The organism is Dolomitihabitans soli (genome assembly GCF_022213955.1).
Classification (GTDB): domain Bacteria; phylum Actinomycetota; class Actinomycetes; order Streptosporangiales; family Streptosporangiaceae; genus Streptosporangium_A; species Streptosporangium_A soli.
In genome coordinates, this window is the sequence record NZ_JAKNTW010000015.1 from 120,592 (window position 1) to 142,757 (window position 22,166).

The 22,166-nt window shown below is 68.5% G+C and carries 21 protein-coding genes; 11 read left to right on the forward strand and 10 right to left on the reverse strand.

All coding sequences use genetic code 11. The annotated features are described in order from the left end of the window. Positions 1 to 3 precede the first annotated feature (3 nt). Complete coding sequence (locus MBA17_RS27880; protein WP_238499566.1) at positions 4 to 666, reverse strand: response regulator; 663 nt, start codon at positions 664 to 666, stop codon at positions 4 to 6. Next, the gene (locus MBA17_RS27885; RefSeq protein ID WP_238499567.1) at positions 663 to 1,784 is read right to left on the reverse strand and encodes a sensor histidine kinase; all 1,122 of its coding nucleotides are present in this window, start codon (positions 1,782 to 1,784) and stop codon (positions 663 to 665) included. The genes MBA17_RS27880 and MBA17_RS27885 overlap by 4 nt, the downstream gene beginning before the upstream one ends. A gap of 124 nt (positions 1,785 to 1,908) precedes the next feature. On the opposite strand from MBA17_RS27885, the gene MBA17_RS27890 reads away from it, so the two are divergent. After that, on the forward strand, positions 1,909 to 2,724 hold the full coding sequence (locus tag MBA17_RS27890; protein ID WP_238499568.1) for a CPBP family intramembrane glutamic endopeptidase: 816 nt from the start codon (positions 1,909 to 1,911) through the stop codon (positions 2,722 to 2,724). On the opposite strand, the gene MBA17_RS27895 is transcribed toward MBA17_RS27890, so the two are convergent. Both MBA17_RS27895 and MBA17_RS27900 read right to left on the reverse strand, forming a co-directional pair. Then, entirely contained in the window at positions 2,721 to 2,882 is a 162-nt protein-coding gene (locus MBA17_RS27895; RefSeq protein ID WP_238499569.1) for a hypothetical protein, read from the reverse strand. The two genes, MBA17_RS27890 and MBA17_RS27895, sit on opposite strands and share 4 nt — an antisense overlap. 173 nt (positions 2,883 to 3,055) lie before the next feature. Next, positions 3,056 to 3,529, reverse strand: coding sequence for a MarR family winged helix-turn-helix transcriptional regulator (locus tag MBA17_RS27900; RefSeq protein WP_238499570.1), 474 nt, complete (start codon positions 3,527 to 3,529; stop codon positions 3,056 to 3,058). 104 nt (positions 3,530 to 3,633) lie between these two features. Between MBA17_RS27900 and MBA17_RS27905 the strand changes: the two genes are divergently transcribed. The 3 genes from MBA17_RS27905 to MBA17_RS27915 all read left to right on the forward strand — a co-directional run bounded on the left by MBA17_RS27905 (position 3,634) and on the right by MBA17_RS27915 (position 7,766). Further along, positions 3,634 to 4,548 carry a DODA-type extradiol aromatic ring-opening family dioxygenase gene (locus MBA17_RS27905; protein ID WP_238499571.1) on the forward strand — a complete coding sequence of 305 codons (915 nt, stop codon included), beginning with the start codon at positions 3,634 to 3,636 and terminating at the stop codon, positions 4,546 to 4,548. An 80-nt stretch (positions 4,549 to 4,628) separates the two neighbouring features. Then, positions 4,629 to 5,564, forward strand: a complete 936-nt coding sequence (locus tag MBA17_RS27910) for an NADP-dependent oxidoreductase (protein WP_238499572.1) — start codon at positions 4,629 to 4,631, stop codon at positions 5,562 to 5,564. A 627-nt stretch (positions 5,565 to 6,191) separates the two neighbouring features. Continuing rightward, on the forward strand, positions 6,192 to 7,766 hold the full coding sequence (locus MBA17_RS27915) for a right-handed parallel beta-helix repeat-containing protein (RefSeq protein ID WP_238499573.1): 1,575 nt from the start codon (positions 6,192 to 6,194) through the stop codon (positions 7,764 to 7,766). Between the two features lie 263 nt (positions 7,767 to 8,029). Here the strand turns inward: MBA17_RS27915 and MBA17_RS27920 are convergent, their stop codons facing one another. Then, positions 8,030 to 9,175 (reverse strand): acyl-CoA dehydrogenase family protein, encoded by a 1,146-nt coding sequence (locus MBA17_RS27920; protein ID WP_238499574.1) that lies wholly within the window; start codon positions 9,173 to 9,175, stop codon positions 8,030 to 8,032. A 338-nt stretch (positions 9,176 to 9,513) separates the two neighbouring features. Between MBA17_RS27920 and MBA17_RS27925 the strand changes: the two genes are divergently transcribed. From MBA17_RS27925 to MBA17_RS27950, 6 genes are all read left to right on the forward strand, one after another. Next, the gene (locus tag MBA17_RS27925) at positions 9,514 to 10,176 is read left to right on the forward strand and encodes a C39 family peptidase (RefSeq protein ID WP_238499575.1); all 663 of its coding nucleotides are present in this window, start codon (positions 9,514 to 9,516) and stop codon (positions 10,174 to 10,176) included. Between the two features lie 157 nt (positions 10,177 to 10,333). After that, the gene (locus MBA17_RS27930) at positions 10,334 to 11,716 is read left to right on the forward strand and encodes a hypothetical protein (protein WP_238499576.1); all 1,383 of its coding nucleotides are present in this window, start codon (positions 10,334 to 10,336) and stop codon (positions 11,714 to 11,716) included. A gap of 16 nt (positions 11,717 to 11,732) precedes the next feature. Then, positions 11,733 to 12,584, forward strand: coding sequence for a class F sortase (locus MBA17_RS27935; RefSeq protein ID WP_238499577.1), 852 nt, complete (start codon positions 11,733 to 11,735; stop codon positions 12,582 to 12,584). A gap of 567 nt (positions 12,585 to 13,151) precedes the next feature. Further along, positions 13,152 to 13,640 (forward strand): hypothetical protein, encoded by a 489-nt coding sequence (locus tag MBA17_RS27940; RefSeq protein ID WP_238499578.1) that lies wholly within the window; start codon positions 13,152 to 13,154, stop codon positions 13,638 to 13,640. A gap of 20 nt (positions 13,641 to 13,660) precedes the next feature. Next, on the forward strand, positions 13,661 to 14,479 hold the full coding sequence (locus MBA17_RS27945) for a class F sortase (RefSeq protein WP_238499605.1): 819 nt from the start codon (positions 13,661 to 13,663) through the stop codon (positions 14,477 to 14,479). Positions 14,480 to 14,602: 123 nt separating this feature from the next. Then, on the forward strand, positions 14,603 to 16,201 hold the full coding sequence (locus MBA17_RS27950; RefSeq protein WP_238499579.1) for a TIGR03086 family metal-binding protein: 1,599 nt from the start codon (positions 14,603 to 14,605) through the stop codon (positions 16,199 to 16,201). A 267-nt stretch (positions 16,202 to 16,468) separates the two neighbouring features. Here MBA17_RS27950 and MBA17_RS27955 read toward each other — a convergent pair whose 3' ends face one another. Then, entirely contained in the window at positions 16,469 to 16,918 is a 450-nt protein-coding gene (locus tag MBA17_RS27955) for a hypothetical protein (RefSeq protein ID WP_238499580.1), read from the reverse strand. A 256-nt stretch (positions 16,919 to 17,174) separates the two neighbouring features. Here MBA17_RS27955 and MBA17_RS27960 point away from each other — a divergent pair, with 256 nt between their 5' ends. Continuing rightward, positions 17,175 to 18,320, forward strand: coding sequence for an acetyl-CoA C-acetyltransferase (locus tag MBA17_RS27960; protein WP_238499581.1), 1,146 nt, complete (start codon positions 17,175 to 17,177; stop codon positions 18,318 to 18,320). 356 nt (positions 18,321 to 18,676) lie between these two features. Here the strand turns inward: MBA17_RS27960 and MBA17_RS27965 are convergent, their stop codons facing one another. The 4 genes from MBA17_RS27965 to MBA17_RS27980 all read right to left on the reverse strand — a co-directional run bounded on the left by MBA17_RS27965 (position 18,677) and on the right by MBA17_RS27980 (position 22,135). After that, complete coding sequence (locus MBA17_RS27965; protein WP_238499582.1) at positions 18,677 to 18,820, reverse strand: hypothetical protein; 144 nt, start codon at positions 18,818 to 18,820, stop codon at positions 18,677 to 18,679. 238 nt (positions 18,821 to 19,058) lie between these two features. Next, on the reverse strand, positions 19,059 to 19,907 hold the full coding sequence (locus MBA17_RS27970; protein ID WP_238499583.1) for a carbohydrate ABC transporter permease: 849 nt from the start codon (positions 19,905 to 19,907) through the stop codon (positions 19,059 to 19,061). Next, complete coding sequence (locus MBA17_RS27975) at positions 19,907 to 20,803, reverse strand: carbohydrate ABC transporter permease (RefSeq protein WP_238499584.1); 897 nt, start codon at positions 20,801 to 20,803, stop codon at positions 19,907 to 19,909. The genes MBA17_RS27970 and MBA17_RS27975 overlap by 1 nt, the downstream gene beginning before the upstream one ends. Before the next feature lie 69 nt (positions 20,804 to 20,872). Next, positions 20,873 to 22,135 carry an extracellular solute-binding protein gene (locus MBA17_RS27980; RefSeq protein ID WP_238499585.1) on the reverse strand — a complete coding sequence of 421 codons (1,263 nt, stop codon included), beginning with the start codon at positions 22,133 to 22,135 and terminating at the stop codon, positions 20,873 to 20,875. Between the last annotated feature and the right edge of the window lie 31 nt (positions 22,136 to 22,166).

A 22,166-nucleotide genomic window follows, 5' to 3' on the forward strand; every position in this document is an offset into this window, starting at 1 on the left:
GGGTCACGGGGTTCTTCGAGGGTGTCTGCGGTCGTCGGCCAGGTGCAGGGCCAGTTGGGTCCTGTCGCGCAGGCCGAGTTTGCGGAGCATGCTGGAGACGTGGTTCTTGACCGTGCCCTCGGCGATGTCGAGCCGGGCCGCGATCTCCCGGTTGGCCGCCCCGACGGCGATCATCCGGGCCACCTCGATCTCGCGTCCGGACAGCAGTTCCTCGTCCGGCAGGCCCGTCCGGCGCCGGGGACCCAGGCGGATCTCCTCGACGAGCCGTCCGGCCACCGGCCCGTCCAGCACGGTCTCGCCCTCGTACGCCTTGTGGATCGCCCTGATCAGGTCTTCGGGCGAGCTGTCCTTCAACAGGTAACCGCGGGCACCGGCCCGCAGCGCCCCGAAGATGTATTCGTCCTCGTCGAAGGTGCTGAGCACGAGGGAGGCGACCTCCGGGTGGTCCGCGCTGAGCCGGGTGATCAGTTCGACGCCGTCCATCCGGGGCATCCGCGCGTCGACCAGCGCCACCTGCGGCCGGCAGCGGGGCACGGCCGCCAGCGCCGCCACCCCGTCGGCGGCCGTGCCGACCACCTCGATGTCGTCCTCGATCTCCAGCATCTTGCGCAGCCCCTGCCGCATCAGCTCCTGGTCGTCCACCACCAGCACCCGGATCGGGGTCATGATCGGGTCACCGGCACCTCGGCCCGCACCTCGAACCCGCCGCCCGACACGTTGCCGGCCCGGAGGCTGCCGCCGATCGCCCGTGCCCGTTCCGCCAGGGAGGACAGGCCGAAGCCGTTCGTCTCCTCGGCCCCCTTGCCGTCGTCGCCGATCACCAGCACCACCCTCTCCGCCCCGAAGGCCAGCCGCGCCCGCACCTGTTCCGCGTCCGCGTGGCGCAGCGCGTTGGTCAGCCCTTCCTGCAACACCCGGTAGAGCACCAGCTCCGAGTCGGGGTCCAGCCTCCGCTCCGGGCCGTCGACCTCGAAGCTGACCCGGATGCCGGTCCCGTCGAAGGAGCGGGCCAGCCGGTCCAGCGCCGCGCTGCCGACGTGACCGTCGAGGGCGAGCGGGCGCAGCGCCCGGACCCAGCGGCGCGCCTCGGCCAGCGCCGCCGCGGTCATGTCCTTCGCCTGCCGTACCTCCGCCCAGGCGTCGGCGGGTCGGGCCTCCCTGAACCGCTCGGCGTTCTCCAGGCCCACCTTGATCACCGTGAGATGGTGCCCGATCGAGTCGTGCATGTCACCGGCCATCCGGGCCCGCTCCTCGGCGACCGCCAGCTCCCTGACCCGTTCGAGCAGCCGCTGGGCGTCCTCCTTCTTCCGCCGCACCTCCAGCAGGGCGGACGCCATGCCCAGCGCGAACGCCCCGAAGAGCACCATCGACGACGCCTGCCCCACCGCGTTCGTCCACGTCCGGTCGAGCACCGTGATCATCGTGACGAAGAGGACCGTGATGTAGGCCGCGACCACGCTGGTGGCCACCAGCATGCCGTTCAGGATGGCGAGGTTGGCGATCGCGATCAGCACCAGCGGCGCGTGGGTGCCGCCCGAGACCAGGCCGATGCACGTCGTCGCCAGCAGGAAGAACGGTGCGACGCGCTTACGGCCGGGGCTCGCGTCCGGGCTCCACGGCAGCAGCAGCCACAGGACGGCGACCACCGCCATCACCACGACGAAGATCACAGTGAACTCGGCGGCCTGGGGGATGGCGAAGCGAAGAAGCCCCGTCGCCGTGAACACCACCCAGAAGACGACGCTGAGCAGTGCCGGGCGGTCGGGGTCGCGGAACAAGCTCACACCTGCGCACACTAATCGCGGGCGCCCGCCGGGTCATCCATCCGCGGGACCATGACCTCGGTCATGGTGATCTCCGTCTGCGGCCCGATGCGCTCACGCCGCCCTCCGGCCTACCGTCGCCGGCATGAGACTGACCAAACCCCTGTGGGCGTCCTTGATCACGGTGGTCGCGCTGTTCGCCTCGGTGTACGGCGCCGCCCTGGCGGTCGGACCGTTGATCGACCGGGCGAACCCGCTGCACCTGCCGGCCGTCCCGCTCGCCACCACGGTCATCGCGGTCCTCCTGGTGGTCCTCCACCGGCGGTTCGTGACCCGTGAGCCCTGGTCGGGCGTACGGCTGGACTGGAAGTGGTCCGCCGTCCCGCAGACGTTACTCGGCGTGGTGTTCGCCGTGGCCGCCATCGCCGTCGCGAACGCCGTGTCCGTCACGGCGGGGTTCGCCACCTGGCTGGTCGACTGGGAACTGCTCCGGGAGCAGGCCGGCCAGTTCGCGCTGGTCGTCCTGGTCATCATCCTCGGGCAGGCGTTCCCGGAGGAGGTGCTGTTCCGCGGGCATCTCTTCGACACCCTGTCGAAGTCGCTGTCGCCGCGCGCCGTCCTGGCCATCACCACCCTGGTGTTCGGCTCGCTGCACATCCTGTCGCAGAGCCCGGCCACGGGGACCGTGGAGAAGCTGCTGTTCGTCGTGACCGCGACCTGCCTCGGGTTCGCGTGCGGGGCGGGCAGGGCCAGGACGGGGGCCGTGTGGATGGCGATCGGCTTCCACACCGGCTTCCACATCGGGATCCGCCTCTTCGCCACCCAGGACGTGAACTACGGGGCCCAGCTCGTGGTGCAGGCGGCGGCCATGGCCGCGGTCGCGCTGCTGGTCCTCGCGGTGCCGGGCAGGTCCGGGAAAGCCGGAGCGACAGCGGCCGCGGGCCTCCAGGACGCCCGCTAGCGCATCGTCTGGCCCCACACGAGGAGCGCGGCGATGATGAACACGATCATCACCCCGGCGTAGCCGATCGGGCCGAGCCGGAACATCCGCCGCACCCGGTTCAGCCCCCACGCGAACAGGAACGCCAGGAACACCAGCAGGATGAGTCCGCTGTCCATCGCCCACTCCTCCGCCCACGGCCGTTGCTGTCCAGTATGCGCGGCCTGCCGTACGGGCGCGAAGACCTAGCGGGCCGCTAGAGAGTTGAGCCGACCTTGGGCCTGTTCTGAATTCAGATCTTCGGTGGAGTGAGGGGCAGGGATCCAGTGAAGGCCCCGACTGAGGACGGCGCTCAGCCTCCTTCGGTTTCCCGGCGCACGGTAGCCGCGATGCGGGTGAGTGCGGCCCCGAGGTGGCGGCGCTGCGCGGCGCTGAGCGGATCGAACACGAGCCGCTTCACCTGCGCGACATGTTCCGGTGCGCTCTCGACGAGTTTCTGCCGGCCGGCGTCGGCCAGGGTGGCGAACGTGTACCGACCGTCGCTGGGGTCGGGTCGGCGGGCGACCCAGTCGCGGGCTTCGAAGCGGTCCATCACCTTCGACAGGCGGGGCTGGGTGCTGTCACAGACCCGGGCCAGGTCACTGAGCCGCATCGTGGCCTCGTCGGCCATGGACAGCTGGGCCAGAACCCCGTACTCGAAGTTGGAGATGCCTGCATCTCGCTGCAGCTGGCGGTCGAGGGCCGCCGGAAGAGCAATGACGACCGTGAGCAGCGCCTGCCAAAGATCCTGCTGTTCGTCGTCGAGCCAGGGTGACTGGGTGTCCATGGGCCCCATCATACTTGCCTAGGCAACTTGCGTCACTTGCCTAAGCAACTCTTTATGCACTACCTTTTGACTTGCCTAGGCAAGTGAAGATGTTGCCAGGGCAAGTGAAGGAGCTGATTTCGATCACTACCACGAGCAGCCTGGCCACCCCGAACGGCCCGTCCTCCCCCTTTCCGTCGCGGACAGCGGCCGCGGCGTACGACGACCTCCTTGCCGAGGTTCTGCCACAGGCGCGCGAGCAGCGGGTGTGGAACCCCTCCGACGGTTCCCTGCCCAGCCTCTTCGTCAGCCACGGCGCCCCGTTCACCCTCGACGATCCACAGTGGCTCAGCGACTTCTTCGCCTGGGCCCAGTCGATGCCCAAACCCCGGGCCATCGTCGTCGTCTCGGCCCACTGGGAACGGGCACCGGTCGCGATATCCGGAGCCGCGGCCGGCACCCCGCTGCACTACGATTTCAGCGGCTTCCATCCCCGCTACAAGACTCTTCCCTACGCGACCCCGGACGCCACTGGCCTGGCTCGGCGACTCACGGGCCTGCTGGGCCGGACGCCGGTGCACGAGTTCGCCGACCGCGGCCTCGACCACGGCGCTTTTATCCCGCTCATGGCCATGTACCCCGCAGCGGACGTCCCGGTCGTGCAGCTGTCGATGCCCAGCCTCGATCCCAGCGCTCTGCTTGAGCTCGGGGCACGCCTGCGGCCCCTGCGCGAAGAGGGCATCCTCGTTGTCGGCTCGGGATTCATGACCCACAGCTTCGCCGTCTTCCGCCGGCCTGAGCTCGCCGCCGAGACCACGGCCTTCGACGAATGGGCCGTTGACGCCCTCTCCCAGGGCGACGCCGACGCCCTCACCGACTACCGCAACAAGGCACCCGGCGCCGCGGTCGCTCATCCGACGGCCGAGCACTTCGTCCCGCTGCTGCTCGCCGTCGGCGCCGCCGATGACCCCGCCAGCGCCTTGAGCGCCATCGACCGCATGGTGATGGGCAACTCGACCCGGTCGGTGCAGCTGACCTGAGCGCCTCGATGCGCTTCACCTTCCCGCCTGATCGCCTTATCCCTTGGCGACGACATCAATACACCCCGGAGGAAAGTGCCATGAAGGCAATTCGTTTCCACGAGTTCGGCAGCAGCGAGGTTCTGCGCTACGAGGACGTCGACCGTCCGGCCCCCGGTACCGGGCAGGTGCTGGTGCGGGTGGCGGCCACATCGTTCAACCCGGTCGACGACCACATCCGCGCCGGTGTCCTGGCCGAGATGATCCCGATCACTCTCCCGTACGTGCCGGGGATCGACCTGGCGGGCACCGTCGCCGAACTCGGCGCCGACGTGACCGGCCTGGAGGTCGGCGACCGGGTCGTGGCGATGCTGCCCCTCGACTCCGCCGGAGGCGCCGCCGAGTACGTGCTCGCCCCGGCCGAGTCTCTGGCCCCGGCGCCCCGGACAATCGAGTTGGCCGATGCCGCGGCGCTGCCGCTGACCGGCCTGGCGGCCTGGCAGACGGCGTTCGAACTCGCCGAGCTCAAGCCCGGTCAGACCGTCCTGATCAATGGGGCGGGGGGCGCGGTGGGCAGCCTCGTGGTGCAGCTCGCCGCCGACGCGGGAGCGCACGTGACCGCGGTGGACGCACCGCAGCACGCCGACCGCCTTCGGGACTACGGCGCGGACCGGGTCGTCGCCCCCCTCGACCTCGCCGCGGGCCCGGTCGCTGTGGGCGGTCCGTTCCAGGTCGTGGTGAACCATGTGCGCCTCTCCCCGGAGGAGCTCGCGCAGCTGACGGACTACGTCGCCGACCGCGGGGTCGCCGCCAGCACAGCCGGCCCGATTCCCCAGGACCCCGCCCGGGGAGTGCGCAGCGCGAGCCTGTGGGTCCGCAGCGACGGAGCCCAGCTGACCGAGCTGGTCGCCAAGGTGGATGCGGGCAAGCTCCGGCTCCATGTCGCTGCCCACCGCCCGGTGGCCGAGCTGGCCGCCGTGCATGACGACGCCGGCGCCGGGCGGCTGCGCGGCAAGACGGTCGTGCTCGCTCCCTGATCACACCCTGATCACACCCTGACCGCACCCGACCGGGCCGCCCGCCGTTCGCTCTCCCGCCGGTGGGCGGACCAGAAGTTCGGCGGCAGCCGCACCCGCGACCCGTCTGCATCGGTGAGGCCGGCGGCACGCCCTGCACTCGAGCCCGCCGCTGCCGCTCACGCACGTTGCCCAGGACGCCGAAGCGTCCCGGGCAACGTCGTCTTCACTCGGGCTCCGGCCAGGCCCGGAGCCCGGGCGTCACGCCGGGGCTGTGACCGCCTCACCCAGCGGGGTCCGCGGGCCGGGCACCGTCGCCCGGATGGAGATCGCTGGGACGTGAAAATTTCACGCCTGCGACGGCATGCGGGCGAGGCTCCCTTCCGCCCCCCTTTCACCGCCTGTGACCTTGGCTGACCGGCGGTCTTCTGGTGGCTGTCGCGCCGCCGCCGCGAAGGGGCTCCTCGCCTCAGACCTTTCCCACTCGGCGATCACGTGGTTAACTCGGCTCCTCGCATCCGGAAAGCGCTTACCAAAGGCTGGTAAGCGCTTGCTCGATCTCCGGCGAAGGGCCCGGAAGGAGATCAACCGGTAGCGGCCCGTATCCACTCGTCCCACGACGAGCCCGCTCCCCTACGGAGACGAACGATGCGTATGAAAGCCGTCATCGCGTGCGCCGGTCTGCTGGCCGGCGTACTCGTCGCACTGTCCCCATCGGCCGCGCACGCCGCCCCCACACGGTACGAAGCCGAGACCTCGCCCGCCGTCTGCACCGGCACCATCGACTCCAACTGGGCCGGCTACTCCGGCAGCGGCTTCTGCAACGGCACCAACGCGGCCGGCGCCTACGCCCAGTTCACCGTGAACGCCTCGGCCTCCGGCACCGCGACGCTGGGCATCCGCTTCGCCAACGGAACCACCGCCCGGCCCACCGGCCTGATCGTCAACGGCTCCACCGTGCAGACCCCGTCCTTCGAAGGCACCGGCGCCTGGAGCACCTGGACCACCAAGACCCTGACCGTCTCGGTCAACGCCGGCAGCAACACCATCCGGCTGAACCCGACCGCCGCCGGCGGCCTGCCCAACATCGACTCCCTCGACTTCGAGGCCGGGAGCCAGCCGCCGGTCAACGCGTTGTACGTGGCGACCAACGGCAACGACGGCAACCCTGGGACGCAGGCGTCGCCGCTGCAGACGATCCAGCGGGCGGTGGACCTGGCGCAGCCGGGGCACACGATCTTCATCCGTGGTGGCACGTATGCGCCGAGCACGAACATCCAGCTGGTCAAGAGCGGTACGGCGAGCCAGCCGATCACGATGCGCAACCACGACGGCGAGCGGGTGATCATCGACGGCGAGAACATGCCGTACACGCCCGGCGCGGTCGGCTCCTCCATCCCCCGCCCCGAGCGAGGCGCCGTCCACATCGAGGGCGAGCACTGGCGGCTGATCGGGCTGGAGATCATCCACGGGCCGTACGGGATCTTCGGTCTGGACACCAGCGACAACGTCTTCGACCGCCTGGTCACCAGGGACAACTACGAGTCCGGTCTGCACCTCCAGGGCGCCTCCAGCAACAACCAGATCCTCAACCTGGACGCGTACGGCAACCGCGACCCGCGCAAGAACGGCGAGAGCGCCGACGGCGTCGCGATCAAGGAGGGCTCGGGCAGCGGCAACGTGATCCGCGGCGCCCGGCTGTGGAACAACTCCGACGACGGTCTGGACTTCTGGATGTTCCTCACCCCGGTCATCGTCGAGTCGTCGGTGGCCTGGGGCAACGGGTTCAACCGGTGGAACCTGCCCGACTACACCGGTGACGGCAACGGCTTCAAGCTGGGCGGCGGCGACCCGGACCCGGCGGCCGACCACGTCGTCCGCAACTCCATCGCCTTCGACAACGCGGTCGACGGCTTCACCGACAACGGCAACCCCGGCCGGCTGGTGACCGAACGTTCCACCGCGTGGCGCAACGGCGGCACCGGCTTCGATTACGCCGATTCCGTCTCCATCCTCACCAAGAACCTGTCGGTGGCGAACAATTCGCAGGTCTCGCTCGGCTCGTCGTCGGGCTCGGGCAACTCGTGGGACCTCGGCGGCTCGTGGTCGTTCGTGAGTACCAACTCCGGCACGATCACCGGCCCCCGGGCGGCGGACGGCTCGATCCCGTCCTCCACCTTCCTGCGTCCGAGCAACGGGGCGGACGTCGGGGCGCGCATCTAGGCGCACGAGAGCATGGTCAGCGGCTGGGTCCTGCCCCTACCGCCGCGATCATGGCAGGCCCCCGGGACGGGACCGTCCCGGGGGCCGATCCCGCGAGGAACGCCGGCGGGGATGGGCGCGGCGCGCGTCGCGGGAGTGGGCCGGGAGTCAGTGTTCGGTGTGGAGGCGGTGGGCGAGGACGCCGTGGGTTCGCTGCTCGGCGACGAAGCGGGCTTTTTGAAAAGCAGTACTTATGGCGGACCGAAACCTCATTTGTAATACCGTCAGAAGCCGAAGGAGCGGCCGATGATCTCCTTCATGATTTCGGTGGTGCCGCCGTAGATGGTCTGCACGCGGCTGTCGATCCACGCCTTGGCGACGGGATATTCCAGCATGTAGCCGTAGCCGCCGTGGAGTTGGAGACAGCGGTCGATGACCTTGTTCTGCAGTTCGGTGGTCCACCATTTGGCCTTGGCCGCGTCGACGGCGGTGAGTTCCCCGGCGTTCAGGGCGAGAATGCACTTGTCGACGTAGTGGCGGGCGATCTCGGTCTCGGTGGCGAGTTCGGCGAGGACGAAGCGGGTGTTCTGGAAGGTGCCGATGCTCCGGCCGAACGCCGTCCGCGATTTGCAGTAGTCGATGGTCGTCCCCAGTACGGCTTCCGCCGCGCCGACGGCGGCCACGGCGATGGAGAGACGCTCCTGCGGCAGGTTGCTCATGAGCTGGAAGAAGCCCTGCCCGTCTTCGTCGCCGAGCCGGTTGGCGACGGGAACCCGGACGTTCTCGAAGAAGAGCTCGGCCGTGTCCTGGGCGTGCATGCCGATCTTCTCCAGGTTGCGGCCGTGGCTGAAGCCGTCCATGTCGCGCTCCACGACGAGCAGGGTGGTGCCCCGCGCGCCCGCCTCCGGGTCGGTCTTGGCGACGACCACGACCAGGTCGGCGTTGATGCCGTTGGTGATGAAGGTCTTCTGCCCGTTGAGGAGGTAGTGGTCGCCCTGCCTGACGGCGGTGGTCCGGATGCCCTGGAGATCGCTTCCCGCGCCGGGCTCCGTCATGGCGATGGCCGTGATCAGCTCGCCGGTCACGAACCCGGGTAGCCATCGCTGCCGCTGCTCCTCGCTGGTCAGCGCCACCAGGTAGGGCGCCATGACGTCGTTGTGCAGGGAGAATCCGAGCCCTGAGGCCCCGACGCCGATGATCTCCTCGACGATGACGGCGTTGTACCGGAAGTCGGTGACCCCCGCCCCGCCGTACTCCTCGGGCACGGAGAAACCGAACATGCCCAGTTCGCCGGCCTTCTTCCACACCTCGCGCGGCACGATGCCGTCCTTCTCCCACTGCCCGTGGTTCGGGACGACCTCGCGGGTCAGGAACCCGCGCACGGCGTCGCGGAAGAGCAGGTGCTCCTCGTCGAAGAGGTCTCGCCGCATCTGTTTTCTCCTCCATGGGGTGGCTTGACGGCAGAATACTGTTCTCGTTACCGCCCGGTGCAGGTATGCCGGGGGTACGGCAGCGCGTCACCGGTGTGGCGATATGGCCGGATCTGCACCCAGGTCGACTTGTGGTCCCTGGGGTGATTCCTCCAAGATTGGTCAAGCGATCGTCTGCTGCAAGTCAAGACGCATGTCCGACCGTGCGTCCATCGGACAGACCGCGCCGAGTCACAGCAGGCGGGAAGCCGCGTAGCGCGTCCGCAAGCCCCGCCGGATGCTGGATCGCTCCCACCAAATGTGGACATCGACGACCTTTTGATCTTTGAGGAGCATTGATGAAGAAGTGGATCGCCGAGAGCGTCGCCGCCCTCGCCGTGACGGTCACGACCGTGGGTGGCGTTCAGGTCGCGGCGCTGAGCCCGGCGCAGGCGGCGCCCGCACACGGGGTGGTCACCAAGGCCGAGACCACTGCCATCGCGCCCTTGTCGTACAAACTGAATCTCACGGGCCAGCGCCAGCAGACGAATTACTACTGTGTTCCCGCGTCGGGTTCGATGAGCCTGTCGACCTTCGGCTTCAAGGTCAGCCAGGCCATCCTGGCCAAGAAGATGAAGACCACGACCAGTGGCACCAGCGGCAAGAACGCGACCCCGGTGCTCAACGCGTATGTCAAGTCGCGCGGCTACATGTACACGTCGGTCACCGACGTCGTCGGCAATCCAGTGCGCTTGATGAGCCGCGTGTCGAACAACGTCGGCGTGCTTCACCGGGCCCCGACCATCGCGGTGTGGATGGAACAGCTGCCGTGGAACAAGGGCAAGGTCAAGGGCACCAAGGTCGGTCACGCCATCATCGCCTACGGCTACAACTCCCTCAAGGGCACGATCACCGTCTACGACCCCTGGAAGCCGACCGGCGGCACGCACACCATCTCCGCCAAGACGCTGGCCGGCGTGCTCCAGTCAGCCGGCGGGATGCGCTACATCTCGAAGCTCTGAGCGCCGCCGCCCTAAGTTCGGCTCCTGCTCCCGCGTTTCTGGCTGTCCCTTAAAGATTCGCCCCACCACCGTCCTTATCACAAGTCCGCCACAGTCCCTGGGGAGCGTTCCTGGGCTGATTCATGAATCAGTACGCTTCGCCGGGGATTGTGATCAGATGGCCGGTTTTCTGGCCAGATCAGGGCGATCGGAGTACGCGGTGGTTGGGTGGGGAACAGGGCTCCGCAGGACGATCGTCGCCTCGGCGTTAGGACTGGCGGGCGGTGTGGTGATCGCCCTGCCCGCCGTTCCGGCGACTGCGGACACGGTCGGGGTGACGCTGGACTACACGTGTGGGTTGGCGTCAATCGGTGACAAGGTGAAGTTGCGCGTCACGGTGACGGCGCCCACCACGATGACGGTCGGGCAGCCGATCGATATCAAGTGGGACATCAAATACCGCGACCAGACCGGTTTCATCGCTCCCGGCGAGCTTCCCGCCGGTGGAAAGCTCTCGGCTGACGGTGCCCTCAGGATCTCGGGCCCGTGGAAAGGCCGGGACCTGGCCCAGGGGACGGCGGATCAGGACGCGCTGCCCGTCGGGACGAAGCTCACGCTCCCGAGCCTCGTGACGGGTGACATCGGCGCCACCTCCCCAGGTGAGATCACCATCAGGCCGGGGCAGTTGAAGTTCGGCTTCACCCCTCCTGCTTCCGAGGTCATGGTCAACGATGATGACCTGACGAAGGTGGTGTACGGCAACCCACCCAGCCTGTGGACTGATTACAACGATCGGGACGCCAAGCTCAATGATTACCAATCCGACGTCCATGGGACGGAGAAAGCGGGCGCGACGTCCGTGCTCACTTTTACCGGCACCGGGGTGGAGTTCCGCACCGAGCGTGACCATCGAGCAGGACCGTTGGACTTCATGATCGACGAAAAGTCGTCCACCGCGAATCCGTCGTTGGACGACGACGGCACCCCTCTGGGCGTGGACGTGGTCAACCAGGGCGGACACACTCTCTGGCGGGTAGACGACCTGGACTACGGGCAGCACGTTCTCACCATCACGAACCGTGAGAACAAGTGGGCCATCGTCGATGCGTTCAACGTGCTGACCAGGGAACTCAATAAACCTCCGGAGGGTTATGAGACGACCTGCAAGCCGGAGAACAACAACGTCGCCTTCAAGATCACGGTAGGGGCCGCCCCGACGCCGACCCCGGATCCGACAGCGACCCCGACTCCCACGAACACCAACGGCAACCAGAACGGCAACAGCAACTCCACCAGTACGGCGACGGCGACGGCCACGACGACCGTGACCGCGACGCCGAAGCCGACGACCACGACGACCGTGACCGCGACGGCGACCCCCCAGGTGAAGGTCACCCCCAAGGGGGCGGCGCAGACGGGTGAGGCCCCCAGTTCTTCGTCAGGAATGGCGCTGATCGGCACGGGAAGTCTCATGCTCGCCGGAGGGGCCCTGGGCGGCGTGGCGCTGCGCCGACGCCGGGCGGCCCATGCGGGCAACCGGTTCGATTCGGATCTGGGCTGACGACAGGGGGAGAGCGATGACGCATCCAGGACCTGCGCCCACCGGCTCGGTTGGTGACAAGAAGGTCGGCGAGAAGGCCGGCGGCAAGAAGGACAAGCGGGCCGCCGTCCTGCCCGCATTGCTGGTGGTCGCGTCGCTGGGCGGAATCGCCGCGATCATGGCGGGCCTGTTGACCGTTCTGTCACCCGCGGAGAACACGGAGATGCTCGCCGCGGCCCAGGCCCAGGATTCGGCCCAGGAGCCGGTCCAGGATTCTGGAGAGCCGGTCGACGTTCAGCCGGCTGCCCAGCCGGTCACGCTGCCCAGCGTGGGGCCGGGCGGGCCGGGGGTGCCGTTGATTCCGGCGGAACCGGCCGCGCCACCACCGCTCCCGGTCGCCGAGGTGGTGTCGCCGGTCTCGACGGCGAAGTCGACCCGGCCCACCAAGGTCTCGATTCCGGCCATCGGGGTGTCCGCTCCGCTGAGCTCCCTCGGGGTGCAGAAGAGCGGCGAGATCGCGGTGCCTCCGCTGAACAAGCCGAAGCTCGCGGGCTGGTACCGGCTCGGGCCCATCCCCGGTGAGATCGGTCCTGCGGTGATCGTCGGTCACGTGAACAACAAGCAGGGGCCAGCCGTCTTCAGCCGCCTCCGTGAGGTCAAGCGCGGTCACAAGATCCGGGTCGCCCGCACCGACGGGAAGATCGTCGAGTTCACCGTCGACGGTGTGGAACAGGTGAGCAAGAACACCTTCCCCACCAAGCGGGTCTACAGCAACCTGAACGACGCCAGCCTCCGGCTGATCACCTGCGGCGGGGTCTACAACCCCAAGAGGCACAGCTACACCGACAACATCATCGTCTACGCGACCCTCTCCAAGCGCACTCGCTGAAGCAGAGCGATCACGTACGGCGACAATCCCGTGTGGCGGCAATTTATCTATGCCCGATTTCTGCATATGGGCCCCATTTCCCAGCCGCTATTCATAGGATCTCTACCGAACCGTGACCCATGACTGGGATGCTGGTACGCCTGTCGAACCGGTCGATGCGCGCTGAAACGGAGTTAGACAGTGCTGAAGTCCAAGGCGCGACGCCGCGTCGCCCTGAAGACAGCCGCCCTGGGGATGGTAGGGGGAGGCCTCGTCTTCGGAGCCGTCCCCGCGATGGCTGCTCCCACTCCGATTCCGTATACGTGCGGGCCGGACCCGGCGAATGTGAATGCCACTCCCACATACACGTTCTCGATGGAACTCGCCGGACCGGTGACGACCCCCTCGCCGAGCGCGGCGGTGACGGTGTCATGGCGGGTGGCGCAACCGGCTAGCAGTCCGCTTCCCGCCAAGGCGCCCATGACGCAGGGCGCGCCGGTGACCGCGCAGGCCCAGGTGAGCGCGAGTGGTCTCCCTGTCGGAAGTGTGACTCCGACCGCTGCTGGAACCGCCAGCGCCGCTGCTGCGGTGACAGCGAACGGTGCGTTGCCGTTGCCCACCATGGCGATCGTCCTCCAGCCGACTGCAACAGGCACGATCGCGATCAAGGCGAGCGACTTCACGGTCAACGCCGGCAACGCCGGCACCTATACCTGCTCGCCTGCCTCGGCCGGCCAAGGACCCACACTGAACCTGGCTGTGGCCACGGGAAGCGTGTCGCCCTCCGCCAGCAATACGACCGGCACCCCCACGCCGACCCCCACGCCCACTCCCACCCCCACACCGACTCCGACCACTCCGAAGCCGACCACCACCCACACCAGGACGGTGACCCAGACGCCGCCCGGAGGCGACGGCCAGGTCACCAAGACGCCGAGGGAGGGCGCCGCCACCGGAGGCGGCGGTGAGATCGGCCCGGACGGGCGGCTCTTCCTGGCGGTAGGGTCCGTGCTCGTACTGGGAGCCGGCATCGGCGGCCTCTACATGCGGCGCCGTACCGTCACTCCCCGGGGCTGAGCGGAGGCGTCGGGGTGAGCATGCCACCGCCGGGCGACCACTATCCCCACCACGGCCACCAGCCGCCCTACCAGGGCCCGCCGCCGATGATGTACGGCGGCCAGCCGCAGTGGGAGGAGCCCGAGCCGGAGCCGCGGGGGAGCACCGTGCTGCGTTCGGTGCTGATCCTCGCGGCGGTGGCGGGGGTGGTCACGGTGGTGGCCGGGCTGCTGATGATGCTGTCGGCCCCGGCGCAGTACGGCCTGGCCGACGGGCGGACCGAGTTGCCCGTCCGGGCCCAGCCCGAAGCGGGCCAGCCGATGTTCCAGGCGGCTCCCACGGTTCCGCCGCCGCTGCCGGAGATCAAGCCCGCGCCGCCGATGCAGCCCTCGACGCCGACCCGCCTGGTGATCAAGAAGCTGAACGTCAACTCGCCGATCAAGTCGGTCGGCCTCGCCAAGGACGGCACGATCGAGGTCCCCCCGGTGAGCAACCCCAACCTGACCGGCTGGTACCGCCACGGCTCCACAGCCGGCCAGGCCGGACCGGCGATCATGCTGGGCCACAAGGACACCCGCACCCAGAGCGCGGTCTTCAGCAGGCTGCACGAACTCCGCAACGGCGACCAGATCGAGGTCAAGCGGCAGGACGGCACCGTGGCCGTCTTCACCGTCGGCGGCGTGGAACAGGCCGACAAGAAGACCTTCCCCACCTCCCGCGTGTACGGCCCGCAGGACAACGCCCAGTTGCACCTGATCACCTGCGGCGGCACCTACAACCGCGCCACCGGCCACTACACCGACAACGTCATCGTCTACGCCACGCTGACCAGCAGCCACCGCGCGACGAAGACCTCCTGAGCCCTACCGCACCCGCCCGGTCGGGCGACGACACCCAACCCTGCCGCGCGCCTGACGGGGCGTTGGCCCCCGGCGAGCGGTGTTCGGACGGATGAGGTTGACTCTCCCAGCATGGGAGACCTGATGCTGAGTCGCGTGCACGACGACGGCACCGCGTTGCTCACGATCGGGGAGCTGGCCGAACGGACCGGTCTGTCCGTGAAGCTGATCCGTCACTGGTCCGACATCGGGGTGGTGCCGCCGGTGGGCCGTACCCCGGCCGGCTACCGCCTCTACGAGCCGGACGCCGTGGCCCGGCTGGAGCTGGCGCGGACGCTGCGCGATCTCGGGCTGGGCATGGCCGCGATCCGCGCCGTCGTCGGGCGCGAGCGCGGCATGGCCGAGGTGGTGGCGGTCCACGCCGACGCGCTGCAGGCACAGATTCGCACACTGCGGTTGCAACTCGCGGTGTTGCGGTCGGCCACCAACCGCGGATCCACTCCCGAGGAGCTTCCTTTCATGACCAAGCTGGCACGGCTGTCGGCCACCGAACGCAACGCGATCATCCACGAGTTCGTGGCGGAGACGATGGGCGATCTGGACGCCTCCGCCTACCGGGACGGGCTGATGGCGATCATGCCCGACCTGCCGGAGGAGCCCACCACCGAGCAGGTCGACGCCTGGATCGAGCTGGGCGAGCTGGTCCGCGATCCGGCCCTGGGCGCCGCGATGCGCCGGATGGCCGAGTACGCCGCCGAGCACGCGCCGAGCGACCCCGACGAACGGGACACGCAGACGGTACGGCACGTCACCGACCTGTGGGTGGAGCGCGTCAACACGGCGATCGGCGAGGGGATCGCCGCCGACTCGTCCACCGCCGAGCCCGTCGTGGCCGGCATCGTCGCCGCCTGGCTCCCCAGCCAGGCCAGAGCCGCCCGGCGGCCGGACGGTGACGGCGCGGCGGCCCGGCGGCTGCTGCTGGAGCAACTGGAGGTCGCCGCCGACACCCGGGCCGAGCGCTACTGGCAGTTGATGTGCGTGATCAACGGCTGGCCGGTCCGCGAGAGCCTGGCGCAAGCCGGCCAGTGGCTCATCACGGCGCTGCGGGCGAACCCGGAACCCGGCGCGCGGGCCGCACAGGTCACCGCGATGCTCGACGACGATGACGCCGTGGACCCGGCGAGCAGGCTGGAGTTCTGTGCCAGGGTCCTGGCGGAGGTGGACACGCTGGTCGCCGCCGTGCCTCGCGACCGGCTGGGCGATCCCACGCCCTGTGCCGGATGGGACGTGCGCGCCCTCCTCGATCACCTGGTCTGGGAGAACCTGCTCTGGACCAGCCTGGCCGAGGGCGCGCCCCGTTCAGACTTCGCCGCCGACCATCTGGGCGATGACCACGTGGCCGCGTTCCGGGTCGCGGCCGAGGCGACCCGCACGGCCTTCAACCGCCCCGGCATGATCGAGCAGCGGTACGGCCCGGCGTACGGCTGGCGGCTGGTCGAGCAGGTCGTCATCGAGATGCTGGTCCACGGCTGGGACCTGGCCAAGGCCACCGGCCAGTCCACCGACCTGGCCCCCGACGTCGCCGAAGCGATCATGACCGCCGTACGGGAGATCTACGGCGGTCTGCCGCGGACCCCTGGTGGCTCGTTCGCGCCGGCGTGCCCGGTGCCCGACGACGCGACCGCCGCCGACCGCCTCGCCGCCTACCTCGGCCGCACGATCGACTGCCCCCCGGCCGGGTGATCACCTGTCTCGGCCCAGGCGTATAGCCGGGTGCCGAACCCGTCGATCGGACGTCAGCGAACGTGGGAACCACCTGGACCGTTCCCTGTCCGCTTCCTGGTCAGGGAAGCGGGTGGGGATAGGCGCGATGCCAGCCGAAGGGCTCGTCCAGGAAGCCCACGGCTTCGAATCCAGTACCCACCATGGCCCGCGACTTCGTTGACACCGCCCACACCTGGCTACGGGCCCCGCTCACCCGCTGAGCGGGCGTTGCTCGCGATCAGTGGGTCAGACCACCCAGGAGCTGGTGCACTTGGCCGGGCTTCCGCCGAGGCCGGGCTGCTTCGCGCAGGCCCTGTAGTGGTAGCCGGCGATGGCTCGGTGCCCATCGGTGTAGGTCGTGTTCTTGATTGACTTCCACCTGCTGTCCCACTTACCCGACTTGGGGTTGTAGACCTGGATGATGAGGTGGTTACCGTTCGCCGAGGTCTTCTTGGGGGTACGCGCCCAGATAGAGGTGTACGAGCCATACTTGCCCGCACGAAGCTGCAGCTCGATATTTCTGCCGGCGACGTAGACGGTCTTCGTCTTGAGGGTGCCCACCTTCGTGGCGTACTGCGCCGCGTTCGATGACCAGTAGTTCGCCGCCTGGGCGGCGGGGGTGGTCATGACGAGCGCGGCCGATGCCGCCAGAGCCACGGTGGCGATGGACGCCAAACGGCCCACGATCTTTCGCATGTCTGCGATCTTCTCCTCTCCCGGCCTGATCAGCCGGGGTTGGTTGACCTGACCTTGCCGGTCAACCCTAGGGAGCGGCGGTATGCCGGGAGTATGCCGTCACGGCACGAGGTAGCCGGCCGTCGCCGGAGAGTCCTTTGACTTGTCCGCCCGGCAGGTGGCGACCGGCGCGGGAGGCACCGGGGTCGGGTTCTGTTGTAACCTCCTACTGACCGAACATTGCTCGGTTTGGCCGGGACGGAACCCAGGAGGCACTGTGGCAGAGGCGTACATCGTCGGGGCGGTCCGTACCCCCGTCGGCAAGAAGAAGGGCGGCCTGTCCGCCGTACACCCCACTGACCTGGCCGCACACACCCTCAAGGCGCTCGTCGAACGCACCGGTGTCGACCCGGCGGCGGTGGAAGACGTGATCATGGGCTGCGTCATGCAGTTCGGACCGCAGAGCATGGACATCGCGCGCAACGCGTGGTTGTCCGCCGGGCTCCCCGAAAGCGTCGCGGGCGTCACCATCGACCGCCAGTGCGGTTCCTCGCAGCAGTCGATCCACTTCGCGGCCCAGGGCGTGCTGTCGGGCACCCAGGATCTCGTGGTGGCGGCGGGCGTCGAGTCGATGAGCATCGTCCCGATGGGGTCGAGCATCACGGCGGCGCTGGAGAAGGGGATGCCGTTCCCGTTCGGGGAGGGCTGGGTCAGCCGGTACGGCAAGCAGGAGATCTCGCAGTTCCGCGGCGCGGAGCTGATGTGCGAGAAGTGGGGCCTGGGTCGCGAGGACCTGGAGCGCTTCGCCTACGAGAGCCACCAGCGGGCTGCCAAGGCCATCGCGAACGGCTACTTCAAGGACCAGATCGCGCCGATCGCCGGCGTCGAGGACGACGAGGGGCCGCGGCCCGACAGCACGCTGGAGAAGCTGGCCCAGCTCAAGACGCTGCGCGAAGGCGGCCAGATCACCGCCGCGACGTCGAGCCAGATCTCCGACGGGTCGGGCGCGGTGCTGATCGCCTCGGAGGCGGCGGTGAAGGCGCACGGCCTGACGCCGCGGGCCCGCATCGTCACCCTCGCGCTGACCGGCGACGACCCCGTCTACATGCTGACCGCGCCGATCCCCGCGACCCGCAAGGCGCTGAAGAAGTCGGGCCTGTCGATCGGCGACATCGACGTCACCGAGATCAACGAGGCGTTCGCGCCGGTCCCGCTGGCCTGGCTGAAGGAGCTGGACGCCGACCCCGCGAAGACCAACCCGAACGGCGGCGCGATCGCGCTGGGCCACCCGCTCGGCGGCACCGGCGCGATCCTGATGACCAAGCTGCTGCACGAGCTGGAGCGCACCGGCGGCAGGTACGGCCTGCAGACGATGTGCGAGGGCGGCGGCCAGGCCAACGTCACGATCATCGAGCGGCTCTGACCGCCTGAGCTCGGGCCCGCCGGTTCACCCTGCTCCGCCGGACCGGCGACCTCCCGGAGACGTCGCGGCGGCACGAGTCTCGGCGGGCTCTCGCCCCGCCGCACGCGACGACGTCCCGTCCCCTGAACTCAGGGGGCGGGACGCCGTCGTCGCATGGCCGGTCATCGCCGGGACACGTGACCTGCGCCGTCCCTGTGCCAGCGCTCTGCGTCGGTCAGCACTCTGTGCCGTCGCTGTGCCAGAACCCTGTGCCGGTCAGCACTCTGTGCCGTCGCTGTGCCAGCGCTCTGCGTCGATCAGCACCCTGTGCCGACCCCGTGTAGGTCAGAACGCAGGCCACGGCCGGAGCGGATGACCTACTTGGGCCGGGGAAGCCGGCGCGGCTGCTGGATCGGCCGCTGCGGCATCTTCGGCATCGGCATGTGCCTGGGCAGATCCCGTCGTGGGTCCTGACCGGGGATGACGTTGCCACGCTTCTTGTTACCGGAACGGATTCGCATAAGGGACTCCTCTACGTGTACGGCGACGCGGCGACATGAAGTCGAGCCGGGCCGAGTTCTCAGCTGCCGCGTCGGATCTACGGGCCTGATAGCTGAGGCGAAGCGGATCGATCCCTGAGACCGATCAACGCTCACGCTTAGGAGAAAATCCACATACTTCGACCTTAAGAGCGCTCCACCCGGAAGGCAACCGATTAAATCCGGGGCGGTACGGCAGGCCGTACCGCCCCGGGGTGGGCTACTTGATCGAGCCGGCCGTCAGGCCGCTGACGACCTTCCGTTCGATGAGTGCGAACAGGATGATGACCGGGATGGTGGCGATCACCGAGCCGGCGAACAGGTTCTGCCAGTCGACCTGGTACTGCCCGATGAACGAGTTGAGCGCCACGGTCAGCGGCTGGTTCTCGGGGGAGGTGGTGAGGGTCAGGGCCACCACGAACTCGTTCCAGGCGGCGATGAAGGTGAAGATCAACGCCGTGATCACGCCGGGCATGGCCAGCGGCAGGGTGACGCGGAACAGCGCGCCGAGGCGGCCGGTGCCGTCCATGAACGCCGCCTCCTCCAGTTCGCGCGGGATGGAGGAGAAGTAGGCGTTCAGGATCCAGACGGCGAAGGCCAGGTTGAATCCGCCGTTGACCAGGATCAGCGACCAGATCGTGTCGACGAGGCCGAGCTGGTAGAACTCGCGGTAGATGCCGACGATCATGGCGGTCGGCTGGAACATCTGGGTGATCAGCACCAGGATCAGGAACGCGGTCCTGAACCTGAAGTTGTGCCGGGCGGTGTAGTAGGCGGCGGGGAGCGCGACCAGCAGCACCAGGATCGTGGAGCCGCCCGCGACCTTGAGCGTGACCAGCAGGTTGTCGGCCAGGCCGCTGGTCCAGAAGCCGGTGAGGTTCGACCACTCGAAGGTCTCGGGGAGGTAGGTGGCGTTGCGCAGCGACTCCTGGGGGCGGAGCGCGGTGAGCACCATGACCAGGTAGGGGAAGAGGAAGACGAACGCGATCACGTAGGCGGCGGCCGCGATGATCACAGTTTTGATCTTCGGGAGCGACCGGGAGCCGACCTGCTTCACGTGCTGGGCCATCACGCGACCTCCGTCTTCCACCGGGAGACCTTGAGGAAGATCGCGGTAAGGATGATCACCATGCCGAAGTTGACAACGGACATGGCGGCGGACTCACCGATGTTGGCGTTCTTCAGGATGTACATGAAGATGGTCGAGGTCGCCGTGGAGTAGCCCGGCTGGCCGTGGGTCATCGCCCAGATGATCGGGAAGCTGTTGAAGACGTTCATGATGTTGATCAGCGCGGCCACGGTCAGCGCCGGGCGCAGCAGCGGCAACGTGATCGACCAGTACGTCCGCCACTTGGCCGCGCCGTCCATCCGGGCCGCCTCGTAGACGTCGCCGGGGATCGTCGCCAGCCCGGCCATCAACGCGTACGTGGTGAAGGGCACCGAGACGAACACCGCGACGAAGATCAGCCACGGCATCGCGGTCGAGGCGTCGCCCAGCGGGTCGGCGGACGCGCCGCCGAGGGCGTCGATCAGGCCCAGATCGCGCAGGACCATGTTGATCATGCCGACCTCGGGGTCGAGCATCCACTTGAAGACGATCGCCGTCATCAGCACCGACGCCGCCCAGGGGGCGATCAGCGCCCAGCGCGCGATCTTGCGGCCGGGGAAGCGCTGGTTGAACAGCTGCGCGAGGCCGAGCGAGATCAGCACGGTCAGCCCGACGACGGCCACCACCCAGATGAGGCTGCGCCACATCACGCTGCCGAAGTCGGGTTCGGCGAACAGCTTCTCGTAGTTCGCGGTGCCGTTCGATCCCTGCACGACGCCGAACCGGCTGATCTTCAGGAACGACGATCTGATCATCTCGACGACCGGCCAGATCACGACCAGTGCGATCAGCACGACGGCCGGCCCGACCCAGACCAGTGGTTCGAGGGCGCGCAAGCCCCTCGACTTTCGCTGCATCTCTCCTGCTTCCTGTCAGCGGAGGTACGGCCGGCGCCGAGGCGCCGGCCGTACGGGCCACCGGGTGGATCAGCCGGTCTCGGCGACCTTCTGGAGGTCACCGAGCACCTTGGCCGGGTCCTTCGCCGCACCGCCGATGGTCTGCTTGACGGCGGTGCTCACCTCCGACCACTTGGGGTCGGTGAAGGGGTAGAAGCTGGCGTTGGGCAGCGCGTCCAGGAACGGCTTGAGCTTCTCGTCGCCGGAGAGCTTCTCGATGCCGCCGTTCGTCACGGGCAGCAGTTTGTAGGTGTCCACGATCTTCTGGACGGCGTCGCCGGTGTAGAAGAAGTCGAAGAACTTCTTGATCTCGGCGGGGTGGCCGTTCTTGTTGAACGCCATGATCCAGTCCATCACGCCGAGCGTGGTGTCGAGCGCGCCCGTCTTGCCGGCGACCGGCACGACGCCGTACTTGTCCTTCACCGAGCCCGCGTCGAAGATCGGGATGGACATCGGGCCGCCGTTGACCATGCCGACCTTGCCGGCGGCGAAGTCCTCCCAGACCTTCTTGCGATCCTTGGTGCCGGGGTTCGGCGTGGTCAGGCCCGCGTCGACCATGCCCTTGAGATAGGTGAACGCCTCGACGTTCTGCGGGGAGTTGATCGCCCACTTGCCCGCGGCGTCCTTGTAGCCGCCGCCCGCGCCGAGGAACCAGAGGTACGACTCGCCCTGGGCCTCCTCCTGTCCGAGGGGCAGGCCGAACGGCTGGCTCACGCCCGCCTTCTTCAGCTTCTCGGCGGCGGCCTTCAGCTCGTCCCACGTCTTGGGCGGCTCGGCGATGCCGGCCTTCTCGAACAGGTCCTTGTTGTAGAACAGGCCACGGGCCGAGGAGACGAACGGCAGGCCGTACGCGGCGCCGTCGACCTTGCCGTACTCGGCGAACTTGGTCAGCAGGTCCTGCTGAACGTTGGGGGAGACGATCTCGTCGACCTTGTGCAGCAGGCCGTCCTTGACGAAGCCGGAGTAGTCGCCGGTCTGCAGGATGTCGGGCACCTGCCCGTTCTGCACCATGGTGGCGACCTGCTTGTCGATGTCGTTCCAGTTGATGACCTGGACCTCGACCTTGATGTTCGGGTTGGCCGCCTGGAACTCGTCCACGATGGCCTTCCAGAACGTCTCTCCGGAGTTGGGCTTGCCGGGCCCGTCGCCGTAGTCGGCCGCGACCATCTTGAGCGTGACCGGGCCGCCCTCGGCCTTGTCGTCCGCGGGGGCGCCGCCGGCGTCCGCTCCGCAGCTGGTCAGGACCAGCGCGGCGGCCAGGCCGAGCGCAGCGCCCGTGAGCCTCTTGTTCAACGTAACTACCACCTTGATCGTCGGACTGGTC

What these genes read in the sequence shown, in the direction of transcription:
- MBA17_RS27880 (WP_238499566.1), bottom strand. Translation starts at nt 666, where the DNA reads ATGACCCCGATCCGGGTGCTGGTGGTGGACGACCAGGAGCTGATGCGG.
- MBA17_RS27965 (WP_238499582.1), bottom strand. Translation starts at nt 18,820, where the DNA reads ATGCGAATCCGTTCCGGTAACAAGAAGCGTGGCAACGTCATCCCCGGT.
- MBA17_RS27920 (WP_238499574.1), bottom strand. Translation starts at nt 9,175, where the DNA reads ATGCGGCGAGACCTCTTCGACGAGGAGCACCTGCTCTTCCGCGACGCC.
- MBA17_RS27970 (WP_238499583.1), bottom strand. Translation starts at nt 19,907, where the DNA reads ATGGCCCAGCACGTGAAGCAGGTCGGCTCCCGGTCGCTCCCGAAGATC.
- MBA17_RS27945 (WP_238499605.1), top strand. Translation starts at nt 13,661, where the DNA reads ATGCCACCGCCGGGCGACCACTATCCCCACCACGGCCACCAGCCGCCC.
- MBA17_RS27955 (WP_238499580.1), bottom strand. Translation starts at nt 16,918, where the DNA reads ATGCGAAAGATCGTGGGCCGTTTGGCGTCCATCGCCACCGTGGCTCTG.
- MBA17_RS27910 (WP_238499572.1), top strand. Translation starts at nt 4,629, where the DNA reads ATGAAGGCAATTCGTTTCCACGAGTTCGGCAGCAGCGAGGTTCTGCGC.
- MBA17_RS27900 (WP_238499570.1), bottom strand. Translation starts at nt 3,529, where the DNA reads ATGGACACCCAGTCACCCTGGCTCGACGACGAACAGCAGGATCTTTGG.
- MBA17_RS27915 (WP_238499573.1), top strand. Translation starts at nt 6,192, where the DNA reads ATGCGTATGAAAGCCGTCATCGCGTGCGCCGGTCTGCTGGCCGGCGTA.
- MBA17_RS27895 (WP_238499569.1), bottom strand. Translation starts at nt 2,882, where the DNA reads ATGGACAGCGGACTCATCCTGCTGGTGTTCCTGGCGTTCCTGTTCGCG.
- MBA17_RS27935 (WP_238499577.1), top strand. Translation starts at nt 11,733, where the DNA reads ATGACGCATCCAGGACCTGCGCCCACCGGCTCGGTTGGTGACAAGAAG.
- MBA17_RS27975 (WP_238499584.1), bottom strand. Translation starts at nt 20,803, where the DNA reads ATGCAGCGAAAGTCGAGGGGCTTGCGCGCCCTCGAACCACTGGTCTGG.
- MBA17_RS27930 (WP_238499576.1), top strand. Translation starts at nt 10,334, where the DNA reads ATGGCCGGTTTTCTGGCCAGATCAGGGCGATCGGAGTACGCGGTGGTT.
- MBA17_RS27950 (WP_238499579.1), top strand. Translation starts at nt 14,603, where the DNA reads ATGCTGAGTCGCGTGCACGACGACGGCACCGCGTTGCTCACGATCGGG.
- MBA17_RS27890 (WP_238499568.1), top strand. Translation starts at nt 1,909, where the DNA reads ATGAGACTGACCAAACCCCTGTGGGCGTCCTTGATCACGGTGGTCGCG.
- MBA17_RS27925 (WP_238499575.1), top strand. Translation starts at nt 9,514, where the DNA reads ATGAAGAAGTGGATCGCCGAGAGCGTCGCCGCCCTCGCCGTGACGGTC.